A 14,844-nucleotide genomic window follows, 5' to 3' on the forward strand; every position below is an offset into this window, starting at 1 on the left:
TTAATCATTAAAAGTTTATTTTTACTAAAACTTTTATCAATTTCATAAGCTAAAATATTTTCCGCTTTAATTCCATAATTAATAAGTGAATTGATAAAATTTCCACTTCCAGCACTTGGTTCAATAATAGTGGTTGATAAATGCTATTTGAGAAAAATTCAGTTAATTTTACGAACTAATAAGTCGCTAATTTTAGGGTTAGTAAAAAATTGCTCTTTCTTTTTATTATTCATTGAAAGTCCTTAAAAACGTAATTAATTTATCTTCTCAATTCTTATTTAGGTTATTATCAAAAATACCAATGTTTCTATTAGTAGCAAAAGATAAAGAGTAGTTAAAAGATTTTCGAATTTTAGGTACAAGTCCGAAGATATTTTCGCTACTTTGTGATAGTAAATGATGTTGTGAAAGCTTTTTCTTTAAATCATTTAACATTTGTTTTTCATCAATTAAATCAAAAAACGAATTTAAATAACTACGTGTTGAATTTCCTAAGAAGTCTTCCCCTTTAAAAAATGTAATATTGTTGTTGGTTTGAATATATACATAAAAAGATGAAGCTTTAGGTAAATTAGAATTTCATACTGGAAGAGAACTTTTGTTTAAATTACTAATGCTTTTAATTTCTAAGCAGAAAACATAATCATTACAAAAAATCAAGATATCAGGAAATTGTTGAGTTCCAAATGGATGAATTATAAAGTGATTTTTTAGAGTTTTAAAGGATTTTGAATTAATTCGATGTTGTTTTTGCTTAACACTTGAACTTTTAAAGTTTTCATTTTTGCTCAACTTGCTCATAAGTAATTTTTTCATCAAACATTAATTCTTTATTATAAATATGTTGAAGTTTATATTCCTTATCATTACTTAATTTAACAAAATTTAAACTATCTAAAAGTCGTTGCATTACGTCTTCAAAATCTTTTGATGATTTGCTCTGATAAAATTTACTTTTAGAGTTTTGAATATTTAAAAATAATTCTGAGAGTATTTGATAGTTATTTAACATAGTTCTTTCCTTTCGTTTTTTAGCGGGAGTGAAAGTTTTTTAAATAGTAATTTCAAATTCGATTAAACCTTTAATTGTTTGGTAAAAATATTCTTTTTGGTTTTTTATAAAAATATTGTTGTTATCTTCTAATAAAATATTTTGAGCTATAAATTCCAATGAAAAAGGACTTGAAAAATAAGTGATTTTTCCATACATTTTCCTATGTTCTAAAATCTTATAAAGCTTTTCAAAAAATCATTTTGGTAATTGTTCAAAACCTAAATTATCAAAAATCACTACACTAATATTGCTTAAATTTTTAACTATTAACTCACTATTTTCATCAGGGTTATTAAAAGTAGATTTAATGTAATTCATTAAATTTGATACATTGATATAAGCTACTTGAACATGATTTTTAACAAAATCATTAGCAATTGAGTTAAAAATTTTTACAATGTCATCAGTATTTTTACTTTGTATATAAAAACCTTTTTTAATTTGTTTTATGTTGCTTTGAAATTGTTTTTGGTGATTTAATAAGTTAGTAGGAACTAAAGATGAAAGCTTTAACTGACTAAAAAAATATTTATATTTAAAAATCCTAATTCTTTATATTTAATTAATTGATTTTGTAAAAAAGCTTTAGCTTTTGCGTTATCAGCATACCGAAATGAAGCACTTAGTTTTCCATTTTCATCACGAAAAAGTTCAATAATGTCTATATATTCATTTGGCATTATTTGACGATCGTGAATTTTTAAAAAATAATCTATATTATTAACAATTTCATTATCGCTAATTTGAAGTTTTGAAATTATTTCTGATAAATACGGGTCTTCTTTGATGTTTTGAATTTGTTCTTTGCTAAATAATAAAGCACTATAAATTTTGCTTTTCATATTTTTCCTTAAAGGTATTATTTTACTTTCGTTTAAGCTTTCCGCGACGTTTTAAATATCTTCAAGTTATTAATATTCCAACAACTAAGCTAACGCTACCTAAAACTCCAAAAACAATTGATAAATCACGATTTCTTTTAGCTTGAGCAATTGCTTTTTGTTTCTTAATTTGTTCTTTTTGGGCATCAATTTCTTTTTTAATTGTGTTTGTTTTTTGCTCTAATTGTTCGTGAATATCTTTATCAATATCATTTAAAATATTTGAAATTTCTTCTGAACTTAATTGAACTTCACTTAAATTTTTGAGCAAAATTTGCTTGGTATTGTTTTTAATTAAAGTATATAAATGTAAAGTAGTTTTAAGTTCCTTATTATCCACTAGCAAATTAATAATTGCTTGTTTTTCTTTGTTAATTTGTTTTGAAGAAGAATTAATAACAAGAGAAATGAGTTGATTAATTTTATTTAAAAAATCATTTTTAAATTTGTTATCAGCTAAATCAAAGCTATCAAAGTTTTTAAATTGCTTTAAAATAAGTTCTAATTTTTCTTTGCTTTGTATATTTACTTGGGTGGTAATTAAATTGTTAAACTGCTCTAAAATGTTTTTATAAGAGCCTAAAACAATATATGTTTTTGAAACATTAAAACTAATATTTTCACTATAAATAGCTATGAGTGTTTTGATTTCTTCAAGAGTAAAATCACTATTAATTTGGTAATCTAAGACATTTTCTTTATTAGTTAAAAAACTCAATAATATCTTTAAAAATTTTCTTAACATTATCAGCATCAACTAGGATATTGTCAAATGTAAAAATATCATTAATATTTAAGTAATTTAAATTATTAGTTTTATTAAAAATATCAACACTTCAAAAATTCTTATATAAGCTTTGATATTGTTTTAAAGGTTTTAACTCAAAAGAACTTTGAGAAACTTTCTGCTTAGAATAAAGCGTCTCCTTAATTTTTAAATAAAGATCTTGTAGATTTAAATGCTTAATTTGATAAATATTTTTAGGTTTAAAAGTATCAAATAGTTCTTTTAAAATATTTTGAGTGTAATTGATATAATCTTTAACATTATTATCATCAATAATAATTGAAACTTTTGTTAAATTTTTTAAATCTCAAGGGGCTAAATTTACTAAAGAAATTGTTTTGGTAAATTTTGTACAATTTGGCTCTTTGCAAAGACTAATGAGTTTAAGATTAATTTGTTCAGTTTGCTTGTTTATTAATTTAATTAAAGCATTTGAAAATTCAGTTAAATTATCAATATCTCAATTGATTTGATAATATTTTTTAGGATTGAAATTATCTTCAATTTCTAAAATTAATAAGTCAATAAGTTGTTGAATTGAAATTTGTGAATTATTTAAAAATGGATAAATATTAATTAAATCTAAATTTAAGGAATTAAAGATATTCCCTTTATCAGATAAGAACTTCAATTTATAAGGGTCTAAAACAAATGTTTTATCTCCTTTAGAAACTTCAATAATTAATTCGATATCATCAAACTGATAAAGAATTTTTAGCTTATATGTATATAAATTAAATTCTTCTAAGGAAATATTTTTAAATCATTCTCTGGAAAAATGGCTTTTAAATTCTGTTTCTTTAAATAAGTTTTTATTTTTATTTTGAGTATATTGGTCAATTACAGGTTCATTTAAAATGAATTTCCTTTTAATTTCTAAAGTCTCTTGGTCGATTTTAGAAATTCCTGAAGTATCTGGTTTAGTATAATCAGCAACTAAAGATTTAAAGTTTAAAACTATCTTTTTAATAATAGGTTGTTGGTTAAAAAATACAGAATTAAATTTGAGTTCATACTCATATGAGTAATAATAATCATTATCCCCTTTCGGAGAAAGCTTTTTAAAGCTTACACTTTGTAAAAATAAATTATTAGATTTAAATAATTTACGATTAAGACGTTGCATATAAGTCTTATTTTTAAGCATTTCAGTGATTAAGTCATCGTTTTTTAAAGCAAGGTTTTCAAGTTGTTGTTTTACTTCTAAGTCTTGAAAATGTGAAGATTTGAATTTATTATATGCTTGATCTAATTTAAAGTCATTATCTAAAAATGCTTGTTGTGCTTCTAAAAAGACAATGTTGTATTTATAAAATTTAGTATGAGTTAAATCAAAAGTGTTATCTTTAAGTTCTAAAACATCGTTAATAATATCGGAAAAATTATTCTCCCAATTACTTTCGAAAAACTTAATTTTTCCTTGTAAAGTTCCAGAATATTTAATAAAACTTTTTCAATAATTTAATACATCATAATAACTTAGACTCTTGATTTTTTCAGAGGATATTTTTCATATTTCAGTTAAATATCTTGAAAAAAGTTTTCCAATTTTGCTATCATAAAAACGCTCAATATAAGGCCGATTAATTACATCAACTAAATCTTCCTTAGCTTTTTCTGATGTATCTTGAATATTTTTATCATCCAAATTTAATAATAAAAAGTTGCTTTGTCCGCCTTTTTTAGATGAAGCAATTAAATAAGTTCCATTAGCTGAGAAATAAAAGTTTTCAAAGCTATTTTCAATTCCCTTTTCGGTATTTCTAAGAACTTTAACATAAGACTGATTACCATTTTCAAAAAATGGCTCAATACTTAAAGATTTAGCATTTGGATTTAATTTGTAAATAAGAACTAAATCTGCATCTTGTGCTATTTTAAATTCAATTCCACTAGTACTTGAAATTGATTGAGCAACAATTCCTTGTGGAGCATTAAATTGATAAATACTATTTTCAAAAAAGACTTTATCGGTATTATAAAAATAAGTTCCTAACGGCAAATTATTATTTTTATAATAATTATTAAGAAAATAATTATTTTCAATTGAAAACTTATTTGATAATTTATTATTAAATTCATCTTGAATAAATTTTGGATATTGCAAATATTGAGTATAAAAATTACTTTCAGGTAAATTTACTCATACTAAATTGCTTTTTATTCCAGTTTTTGGATCAATGTAAGGATCATAATCTGGATTGGGGATTTGATTACCATTTTCATCTAAAATTGGTTTCCTATCAATTGTGGTTTTAAAACTAGTAATTCGATTAAATTGAGCATATTGCTCTTGTGGATTTCAATTAAGCAATTTAAAATCTGAATGAGCAATTGTTGATGAAACATCTCATTTTTCAGTATAAGAAACAATTTCTGAACCTGTAATTTTATTAAATTTTGTAATTTTTAATTCTATTGGAGTGTTAGTGTCTCATAAATTAGTATTAGCATCCTTTTTTAAAATACTTGCCAAATTAAAAGTAAAGTGTTTGTTTTTTACTTCTAAATTAATTCCATTGACAATAACTTTTTCATCTTCATTTTCTGAATAAAAATCAAATCCAAAAGGAGCAAAAAAGACAAAGTGATTATCAACGCTTTCATCAAAAACTTTAATAGTTTTTTGTTCTTGTAAGTTTTGATTATTATCAAAAGTATATGAATAATTATTAAAACGTTGAATGCGTAATTCAAGAGCTTTTTTTAATGTTTTAAGAGTATTTTGTGAAAGTTTGTAATTTGGATTTGAAAAAGATTTATTTAACTCACCTTGAGCTTGTAAATAATTGCTAGAATTAAAGAAATTAGTTTTATTAATAAAATTAATTTGTCCTTTAATTTTTCAAGTTTGCTTTTGAATATTACTAATATGAATAATGAAATTTTTTTGTTCTTGATTATTTATATAATCAATATTAAATAAGTAATTTTGTTTTTTATAGCGTTCTTGAGCAAAAAAACTTTTAAGTTGAGTAGATAAATAATTAATCAAACTCTCAAATTCACTTGAATAATCGATATTAATTGAACTATTGTGGTACACATCTTTATTTATGCTTAAAGTATCCTGGATAATTTCACTGTTATTAATACGCAATTTTAAAAACTCTAAAACTTCAGTAATTAAATTATCTTCAACTTTAGCACTGATACTAATTGGCACTAAAGTTGCTACAATTGGTAATGATAAAAATAAAAATTTTAATTTTTGAAGTTTTTTATTGATTATTCTCATTCTTCTTTATCAAAAATAATACTTGAAGTTTCATTAGGTTTTTGAAATTGCGTAAGATTATTTTGGGATTGTGAAATTAACTGATTTGTGTTTTTGAATTCTTCATTTAAATTGTTAAATTTATTATGAAGAATTTCGAGACTATGAGCTAAAACATAAGTGAAATTTTTTGCTTGTTGAGCATTATATCCAGTAATGATGTGTCCTTGAATAAATAACGAAGTATCTTTTTTAAGTGAGTGTTCCCATATTTTAAAGTTTTTAGTTAAGTAAACAGAAATATATGATTTGCTTTTATCGTCATTTTGAGTTAAAATTGTCAAAAAAGCATAATATTCATTTTTTCTATTTAAGATTCATTTAATCGGGTTAACTAAAGTTCCTTTTAAATATACTTGGTTCATAAAACTCCTTTTTAGTTTACAAATATAAGATTTGAGTTTTTTTACTCACAACATATGAGTATATTTCTAATAAAGATAATGAATTACCAAAATCTACCAGCGAAATTTTGTCTACAGAAAAATCGCAAGAATTTAAAAAATTATCTTTTGAACTAGTTGTAAAGAATTTTTTGGGATTGACAAAAAATTTTTTATTTAAAAGACTTTGAAAACTAATTTGAGTGTTTAAATCTTCATTAAAAGGTTCTTTTAATAATTCGGTAAAAAAGATTTTATCTTTATTTTTATTGGTAAACATTAAAAATAAGTTTTTATTATTTTCTTTACCAGTATAAGTAAAAATATTAAGTTCTAAGTTATTGGTCATTATTTGATTTCCTTTCTTTAATTGGTGGTTTATGAACTAGTAAATCAAAGTTTACTTCGTTAAAATGGGTTTGTAAAATTTTAATTGATAGTTGTTGAGCAATAAAAATTTTAATTTGTTCAAACAATTGTTTATCTTCTAAAGCTTTAAAATCATTCTTTGTTTTTTGATCAATTAAAAAAGCATATAAACTTTTAACATTTTTCTTATAATCAAAATTATCAAAGTCAAAAAACTCAATAAATTCATTATAAGTATTTGAAAATAAAGCATAATTTTCAGAATTAATAAATCGAATAAACAACTCAATTAATTTATTAAAGTTGCTTTGATTTGTTTGTTGTTTATAATCGATTAATGAGTTAATTATTTCTTGTTGTAAATATGCTAACTGCTCTCCTTTGATAGCAAAAAGAACAAAATATTGTAAATCTGAAATGCTTTTATTAAATCAAATATGCTCATAATTAAACTTTTTTATTTGAGCATCTTTTGTTATCTGTTCAATTGAAAGTTCAAATGTATCATCCTGGTTTGTTTGTTGAATTTCTTCATTTTTTAATTCATTAACATAATCATTATCTCTATAATCTAATTTTGTTTTTACTCAATTTCGATTTTCTAGAAACTCATTTTTACGTTTGTTTCAATTTTTTAAAGCAATTGGAGTGGTTTCTGAAATTAAAAAATATTCAAAGGCATCATCAAAACCAAAAAAACCTTGGTTATCTTCTTCGCTTTGAAATTCTGCTTTTAAAGATGGTTGTAAGGGTTCTGGGGGATTTTTTTGAGTTTCAAATGAAGAATTATCATCAAAACGAAAAACATTTTTATTAAAAACACAACTGCTTAAGAAAATATTGCTAGAAATAAGAGTTCCTAAAGGAATTAAAAATTTAATTTTTAACATTAAATCGAACCATCAAAAGATTAGGATCTACATCTTTAAGTTTTTCGGCATTTTTCTTATTAATAGTTGCTCCTTGAGATTTATAACGATAAATTAAATATGCAATATCTTTATTCTTTTGTTCCGAATCTAAAATTTTGCTTAAAATATGATTAAAATAAATATTTCTAATTAATTTAACTAAAATTAGTAAATCAAAAATTAAAACAATATTAGATAAAACAACTAAAACAGCAAACATTTCTGTTGATATTTTTCTTACAGAAAATAAATAGAAAAATATTGGAATAAAAGTTAAATTAACAGATCCTACATTAACTAAAAAATTAAGATTTCTTTTGTGTGGAAAAAGGACTTCAAAGATAAATTTAGTAATTAAGCTAATTATAAAAATAGGAATAAATAATTCGAATAATCACAAGTACATTATTGAGCCTCCTTTATTTGTTCAATTTTTGAAGATTCGTGTGTATTTTTTAAAAGTTCAATTTGAAAAGAATGGTTATATGAACTAGATGCTTTACGTTTTAGTTCATTAGCTCGTGTTATAATGTTAGCTTTTTGTGCTGCCAAAAATTTAAGGTTTTCATTTTTTTGTAATTGATTAATCATTTGATCAATTTGTGTGATGTTGTTGTTTTTTATTTTTTTATAAATTGATTGAATTTCGCCAAATGATGGATTAGAAGATAATTGTTTAACTTGTTGAAGTTTTAAGTTTATGTTATTTAAAAATACTTTTTCTTGATGTTTTAAAGATTCAATTTCAGTTTCATCTTTAATATTTTTAAAAGCTTTTGGAGTGTTATTCATAATTTCTTTTTTAAGCTCATCAACAGCTTTTTGTTGAGCGAGTTGATAATTGTATTTTAAAAAGATTTTTTTATACTTAAATTTATAAAATAGATTTTGGATATTTTCGCTAAACTTAAATAAAACTATTAATAAACTTCAAAGTAAAATAAAAACACTTAATCAAATATACTCTTTTGAAAAATGAAAATAATTAATAAATATAACTAACTGACCACTAAAAAAGATTGGTCATAAAGCTTTAATATAAAACATTTTGCTTTTGGATGGGATCATTTTGTTCTCCTTTGGTTAATTGTGTTTGTAGTTGTGGGATTAAATCAAAAAAATAAATTTTAGTAAGCCATTGGTAAAGAACATTCAAATTTATAGGAATAAATAGTCCATTAGGTCCAAGTTTATAATATGGACGATCTAAAAAGTTTTTATCTCATAGTGCTCGTGAAGCTTTAAATAATGAACTATAAATTCCTTCTTTTTTAAAATTTGAATGAATAATTTTCATTCATTTTTTCGGTTCATAAATTTCCTTATTCTGACAATACTTACGAATTGTTTCTTTATAAAACCTTAATTTTTTAGTAGTGATGAATTTGTGTCGTTCAATATCAATAAGCTCATATAAAGAAAGCTTTTTGCGTTGTGATTGAGTTTTATAATGATGTGGTAATAATCAATAATTGTGCTTATTTAAATAATCAAAAATATTGCTAAAAATACTATAAAGAGCTTGAATACTAATAGAATTTCCGGCAAGAAGTTTCATTTGAGTTTCGGTAATTAAATCGCTTTGTTCAATTAAATTAAAATCTTCTTGATCAAATCCCATATAAACAAAAGCTTCTTTTGGTGAAATAATTCTCAGTGTATTTTGCTTAGGAAAATAAAATTTTAAATCAGAATTTGTTCCTTGTGCTGTAAGTGTTGGTCCTTTACCTTGAGCTAAGAAAACTTGAGCATATGAATTAAAGTTTGAAAAATTGTTGCTCAATCTTGTACTTGTGATGTTATTAAAAGATGTTGTAAATTTTCCTAATGGGTGTTTAGTTAATAAATGATTATAGTTTCGATAGTCTAAGTTAGAATCTAAAATATCTTCCAAAAAAATCTCTTTTTGCTTGACATCTTTAAATTTAAAAGGTTCTGAAGATACAGATTTTAAAATCGAAACAGCATATACCCGTTTACGATTTTGAGCTGACCCTAAATTAGCTGAATTAATTACTTCTCAAGTAGTGTGATATCCAAGAGTAGATAAAAATTCAACTCAACGTTCAAAATCTCCTAAAAATTTTGGTCCAACTAAAGCAGGAACATTTTCTAAAATTAATACTTTTGGTAATTTATCTAAATTACTTTCTAAAATCCGTTGAACTTCATAAATTAATTGACTTTGTGGATTATCAAATCCTTGTTGGGGTCCAGCTTGTGAAAAACCAACACAGGGAAATGAATAAGTAAAGATATCAATATTTTCAGGAAGTTGAGTAAACTTTTTAATATCAGTATGGTTATTTGGTGGGGATTTTTTATAAACTTTCCTAAAATACAAAGGATTAACAAATGAGTAAAGGTAAGGAAACATCCTTTGTAGTTTTTCTTCGCTAAGTGAATTAAAATAATTAACTTTGATTTCGTTTTTAGTATCAAAACTAAAAGTGTAAGGAGTAAGTTTTTCAATTAATTGTTCTTTAGTAAAATTTTTTTCGGGTTTAAGGTGGCCAAAATTTAAAATTTGATATGAAATAATTTGATTAATTCCCCATTCAATAGAACCAACGCTTTCAACGTGAAAACCTTTTTCGTTTCCAAGCTTTTTAAGAGCTTTTATTTGAGCTCCAAGCCCAGCAAAAGCTTCAAATATTCTAAGTGTCTGCATGATTAATTTTTTTTATTTCCTAAAGTATTTTTGATTATTAAATTTTCATTGTGTTGTATTATTTTTCATTAAATCTCCTTTGCTTTAAAATAAAAAATTCACACCCCTAAGGATGTGAATTTTTCTCTACCCACAAATTTTACAGACTATCAAATAAATGTGGAACAATGTGGAAAAAATTCCACTTATATATATATATATATATAATACTGTTACTATGAAAAGAAACAGATTATTAAAACATTTATTTATATTAGCAACTCCTGCTATTGTTTCAATAGCTTCAGTATCTTGTTCAAATTCAGCTCAAGGTGATCAAAAACAAACTCCACCTGCAACAACTCCACCTGCAACAACTCCACCTGCAACAACTCCACCTGCAACAACTCCACCTGCAACAACTCCACCTGCAACAACTCCACCTGCAAATAATACTTCTAATACTACACCACCAAAAGGAGAAGTTTCTCCACAAACAAGATTCGGAACTATTGAAATAGGTCCAAAACCAGAATTCAAATCAGTTAGTCAATCTCAAAAAGATGAAACTAATAAACCAAAATCTAACGAAGAAATGAAAGAATCTGGAAGCGAAAAATCCGAAAAACAAGAAGAAAAAACTTCTGAAACTTCAGGTAAACAAAAAACTGATGACATGACTCAAGGTGATGAAGCAAAAATGGATGAAGATTCAAAAACTGGAAATACTTCATCAGGTTCTGAATCGTCAATGATGGAAGGTTCATTTCAAAGTGATAAAGATACTTCTTCACAACAAGGTAAAGCAGAATCTAGTGTAAGTTCTCCAACAATGAATCAATCTGGAGATATGAATCCAAGCCAACCAAAAGACATGTCTTCGGAGAAAGCTGATGGAGATAAAAAAGAAATGCAAGGTGAATCAACAGTAGAAGCAAATAATAAACAAATGGATAGTGGGACAAATTCAATGGAAGTTAAAGAAACTGAAGTTTCATCAAGTGTTCAAAATTCAGGTGAAGAAGGAAACACTATGAAAACAGAAGACAGTTCTATGAAAAATACTGAAAGTCAAGCAATGGGTGCTAAAAATATGGAACAAGAAGGATCTATGACTTCTGAAGGTAATATGGCTACAGAAGAAAAAGGAAGCGAAAATTCAGCAAAAGATATGTCAACTCAAAATCAGCCAGCTACCGAAAGCTCTCCTTCAGGAAGCGGTATGAGTGTTCAACCCCCTGCATCATCTGCAGCAACTCCATCAGATTCTGTGTCTGAAGGAGCTAATGCTCAGCCTGCAGATTCAACAACAAGTAATACTATGGGTTCAGCATCTGGTGGCGATACACCTTCTACTACTTAAATAACCCAATTAATAAAGAGATTTAATTTTACAAATAATGAAAATGGATAAGTTTTAGTCCAATAATTAGCTTAATTAAATATAATGCTTCATAAATTAGAGCGAGAAATTCAAATTCTCGTTCTTTTTATTAATCATTTTTTAATATTTATTGATTTTAAAATAAATTCTTGTTTTTAAGAATAGAAAATTAAATTATTCTGTGAAATTTTTTAAAATTTATAATATTGTTTTATTTTATATAGACACAAAAATCAAAAATAAACTTATTAAAATTTTATTTAATTCCACAATTTTAGGAATAATTGGATAATTTAGAATATTTTTTAAAGCATTAAAAAATAAATGTGGAAAAAAGTGGAAAAAATTTAACTTATATATATAATGAATTTATTATGAAAAGAAACAGAGTATTAAAACATTTATTTTTATTAGCAATACCTTCTATTATTTCAATAGCTTCAGTATCTTGTTCAAGTCCAACAACCCCACCTCAAAAGGACGGCGATTCTCAAGGAACCCCTGGGAGTGAGACAACCCCTCCGGTTAATAATGGAGAGGAACCACAACCACAACCAGAACCTGAAAAGCCTACTAAAACAAACCCAAACCCAAACCAAGTTGATAAAAAAGATGAAGGAAATCCTAATCCAGGAACGGGAAGCACTCCTTCTTTATCTTCGCCATTTCAACAGCTTAAAGCTGAAATTCAAAAACTTTCACTTTACAAAGATAACTTTACAAAAGAGTATTATGACCAATACTTTAAAAATTTAAAAGAACAAAAAGATTCATTTATCAATTCAAAATATACTGCTGATCAATTTGATAAAGATGTCACTCGTTTGGAAAAATATTATTCTCAAGCAATGGAATTATTAGAAATTTTAAAAACTAAAGGTGATGCAGAAGTTCAAGCATATCTAGATTCGTTAAAATCACAAGGCAATTCAATTTTTAAAGTTGAAAATGGAGTTACATCAATTAATGTTTTAGAAATTAATTCATTACAAAGTAAATTAAATTCACAAAATGCTAAAAAGGTCGAAGAAAAACAAAATACAACAGAACCTGAAACTAATCCAAAAGCACCATCAACTTCTGAAACTGTTCCAAAAAAAGACGAGGGAGAACAACAACCAAAAGTTGATTCACAAAAAAATCTAAAAGATGAGTATGTTAAAAAATTAAAAGGACAACTTGAAGAACTTGTTTTCTATCAATCTGGAAGAACAAAAGAAAAATACGAAGAGGTTATTAATAAATACACAGAAAAAGAACAAAAATTCGTAGATGCAAAAAATTTGTATAAAAAAACAAAATTTAAGTTAGATGTTTGAAACTTGAAATATTTATATGCGCAAGTAGCAGAATTAGAAAAACAATTCGAAGAATCAGTTTCTTATGATACCCTTCTTAAATATATTCAAGAAGAACAACAAAAAGCTAATAATATTTTTATTAAGGCTTCAGATGAAAACTTACCTTCAATTGATTATCAAAAATTAAATGGAGTAGTTTTTAAATTAAATGCCCAAGCAATTGTTAAGAATAGCTCAACCACTTAAACTAAATAATCAACTTTAAAATTAATAAAATTAAGAGAAATATTGATATAAACCCCGAAAGTTGGACAATAAAATCCAAACTTAAAGGCATAATATCATTAAATATGTTTTTTGTTAAATTAGAACGAGAAATTAAAATTCTTGTTCTTTTTTATTTTTTTTAAAATTTTTAATATTCTTTTATTTTAGATAGAGATAAAAGGCAACATTTATTTACTTAAAATTTATATTATTCCACAATTTTAGGACTAATTGTACAATTTAGAATATTTTTTTGTACATTAAAAAATAAATGTGAAAAAATTCCACTTATTTATATAATACACTTGTTATGAAAAGAAACAGAGTATTAAAAAATTTATTTATATTAGCAACCCCTTCTATTATTTCAATAGCTTCATTATCTTGTTCAACCCCTACTAAATCTCCTCAAAAGGACGGTGATTCTCAAGGAAATACTGTTAGTCAAATAACCCCTCCAACTCAAACTCAACCACCAAACCAACAAAGAAAACCTGACCCAACTCCACAACCTAAACCTGAAACCCCTCCTAAAGAAAATTCCAAACCAAACGAGGGAAATGGAAGCCCTAATCTAGGCACCGGTACTGGTACTGGTACCACACCTATATTATCTGAGTCATTTAAACAACTTAAAGCTGAAATTAAAAAGCTTTCACTTTATAACGATCAATACACCAAGGAAGTTTATGATCAATACTTTAAAAATCTAAAATCTCGTAAAGATTCATTTGTTAACGCAAAATATAGTGCTAAACAATTTGAAGATGATGCAAATCGTTTAGCAAAATACTATTTTGAAGCTCTGGAATTATCTGAAGCTTTAAAAACCAAAACCAATTCAGAAGTTAAAGCATATGTAGATTCGTTAAAATCACAAGGTGATTCAATTTTTAAAGTTGAAAACGGAGTTACAACAGTTAATGTTTTAGAAATTAATTCATTATTTAATAAATTAAATTTACAAAATTCTAAAAATGTTGAAGAAAAACAACCAAAACCAGAACCTGAAACTAAATCAGCTTCTGAAAGTGGAAAAGATAGTTCTTCAAAAGAAGGAACTCCTAGTTCTAACACAGATCCATCAACAGAATCTAGTGGAGATGATAAATCGATAGATGTTGGAACAAATTCAATGTCATCTAAAGAATCTGAGGGATCACCAGATATGAAAAATTCAAGCGAAAAAGAAAAGGTTATGAAAACTGATAAAGATCCTATGGAAAATTCTAGAACTCAAGGAATGAGTGGTGAAAATGGAGTATCAACAACAGGAACTAATCCAGATTCTATGTCTCAAGAATCCACTACTCAACCTTCATTTGTAAAAAACTTAACGCAAGGACTTAAGCGTTTGATAAGCTTAATTCCGGGACTTGGATGACTAACATCTAAATAAAAGAACTTAATTTTCATAAATAATGTAAAAATATCAAAGTTTTAACTTGATAATTAGCTTAATTAAATATAATTTTTTCTAAAAAAGAGCGAGAAATTGAAATTCTCGCTCTTTTTATTAATTAAATTATTCTGCTAAATTTCGTTTTTTATATTTATTGATTTTAAAAATAAACTCTTGT

Annotated in this window: 15 protein-coding genes; 3 read left to right on the forward strand and 12 right to left on the reverse strand. The window is 25.1% G+C overall.

The features are described 5' to 3' along the window. Window positions 1-225: 225 nt before the first annotated feature. From EXC58_RS00005 to EXC58_RS00060, 12 genes are all read right to left on the reverse strand, one after another. Window positions 226-801, reverse strand: a complete 576-nt coding sequence (locus tag EXC58_RS00005) for a hypothetical protein (protein ID WP_165177477.1) — start codon at window positions 799-801, stop codon at window positions 226-228. Next, window positions 770-1,012, reverse strand: coding sequence for a hypothetical protein (locus EXC58_RS00010; RefSeq protein WP_129725028.1), 243 nt, complete (start codon window positions 1,010-1,012; stop codon window positions 770-772). Before EXC58_RS00010 ends, EXC58_RS00005 begins: the two co-directional genes overlap by 32 nt. A gap of 39 nt (window positions 1,013-1,051) precedes the next feature. Further along, on the reverse strand, window positions 1,052-1,372 hold the full coding sequence (locus EXC58_RS00015; protein ID WP_129725029.1) for a hypothetical protein: 321 nt from the start codon (window positions 1,370-1,372) through the stop codon (window positions 1,052-1,054). Between the two features lie 191 nt (window positions 1,373-1,563). Next, window positions 1,564-1,896 (reverse strand): hypothetical protein, encoded by a 333-nt coding sequence (locus EXC58_RS00020; RefSeq protein WP_129725030.1) that lies wholly within the window; start codon window positions 1,894-1,896, stop codon window positions 1,564-1,566. 22 nt (window positions 1,897-1,918) lie between these two features. Then, window positions 1,919-2,680 (reverse strand): hypothetical protein, encoded by a 762-nt coding sequence (locus tag EXC58_RS00025; RefSeq protein ID WP_129725031.1) that lies wholly within the window; start codon window positions 2,678-2,680, stop codon window positions 1,919-1,921. Further along, entirely contained in the window at window positions 2,637-5,960 is a 3,324-nt protein-coding gene (locus EXC58_RS00030) for a hypothetical protein (protein ID WP_129725032.1), read from the reverse strand. The genes EXC58_RS00025 and EXC58_RS00030 overlap by 44 nt, the downstream gene beginning before the upstream one ends. Then, window positions 5,951-6,364: a single stranded DNA-binding domain-containing protein gene (locus tag EXC58_RS00035; protein WP_129725033.1), complete on the reverse strand. Its 414-nt coding sequence runs from the start codon at window positions 6,362-6,364 to the stop codon at window positions 5,951-5,953. Before EXC58_RS00035 ends, EXC58_RS00030 begins: the two co-directional genes overlap by 10 nt. Before the next feature lie 16 nt (window positions 6,365-6,380). After that, window positions 6,381-6,731, reverse strand: a complete 351-nt coding sequence (locus EXC58_RS00040; RefSeq protein WP_129725034.1) for a hypothetical protein — start codon at window positions 6,729-6,731, stop codon at window positions 6,381-6,383. Continuing rightward, window positions 6,721-7,641, reverse strand: coding sequence for a hypothetical protein (locus tag EXC58_RS00045; protein WP_129725035.1), 921 nt, complete (start codon window positions 7,639-7,641; stop codon window positions 6,721-6,723). Before EXC58_RS00045 ends, EXC58_RS00040 begins: the two co-directional genes overlap by 11 nt. Then, window positions 7,628-8,068: a hypothetical protein gene (locus EXC58_RS00050; protein WP_129725036.1), complete on the reverse strand. Its 441-nt coding sequence runs from the start codon at window positions 8,066-8,068 to the stop codon at window positions 7,628-7,630. The genes EXC58_RS00045 and EXC58_RS00050 overlap by 14 nt, the downstream gene beginning before the upstream one ends. Beyond that, window positions 8,068-8,730, reverse strand: a complete 663-nt coding sequence (locus tag EXC58_RS00055) for a hypothetical protein (protein WP_129725037.1) — start codon at window positions 8,728-8,730, stop codon at window positions 8,068-8,070. Before EXC58_RS00055 ends, EXC58_RS00050 begins: the two co-directional genes overlap by 1 nt. Further along, complete coding sequence (locus tag EXC58_RS00060; protein ID WP_129725038.1) at window positions 8,696-10,333, reverse strand: DNA cytosine methyltransferase; 1,638 nt, start codon at window positions 10,331-10,333, stop codon at window positions 8,696-8,698. Before EXC58_RS00060 ends, EXC58_RS00055 begins: the two co-directional genes overlap by 35 nt. A gap of 217 nt (window positions 10,334-10,550) precedes the next feature. Here EXC58_RS00060 and EXC58_RS00065 point away from each other — a divergent pair, with 217 nt between their 5' ends. The 3 genes from EXC58_RS00065 to EXC58_RS00075 all read left to right on the forward strand — a co-directional run bounded on the left by EXC58_RS00065 (window position 10,551) and on the right by EXC58_RS00075 (window position 14,663). After that, window positions 10,551-11,675, forward strand: a complete 1,125-nt coding sequence (locus tag EXC58_RS00065; RefSeq protein ID WP_129725039.1) for a hypothetical protein — start codon at window positions 10,551-10,553, stop codon at window positions 11,673-11,675. 395 nt (window positions 11,676-12,070) lie between these two features. Continuing rightward, complete coding sequence (locus EXC58_RS00070) at window positions 12,071-13,243, forward strand: hypothetical protein (RefSeq protein WP_129725040.1); 1,173 nt, start codon at window positions 12,071-12,073, stop codon at window positions 13,241-13,243. Between the two features lie 331 nt (window positions 13,244-13,574). After that, complete coding sequence (locus EXC58_RS00075; protein ID WP_129725041.1) at window positions 13,575-14,663, forward strand: hypothetical protein; 1,089 nt, start codon at window positions 13,575-13,577, stop codon at window positions 14,661-14,663. The last annotated feature ends 181 nt before the right edge of the window (window positions 14,664-14,844 follow it).

Origin of the sequence: Mycoplasmopsis citelli, assembly GCF_900660645.1 — a bacterium.
Classification (GTDB): domain Bacteria; phylum Bacillota_I; class Bacilli_A; order Mycoplasmatales; family Metamycoplasmataceae; genus Mycoplasmopsis; species Mycoplasmopsis citelli.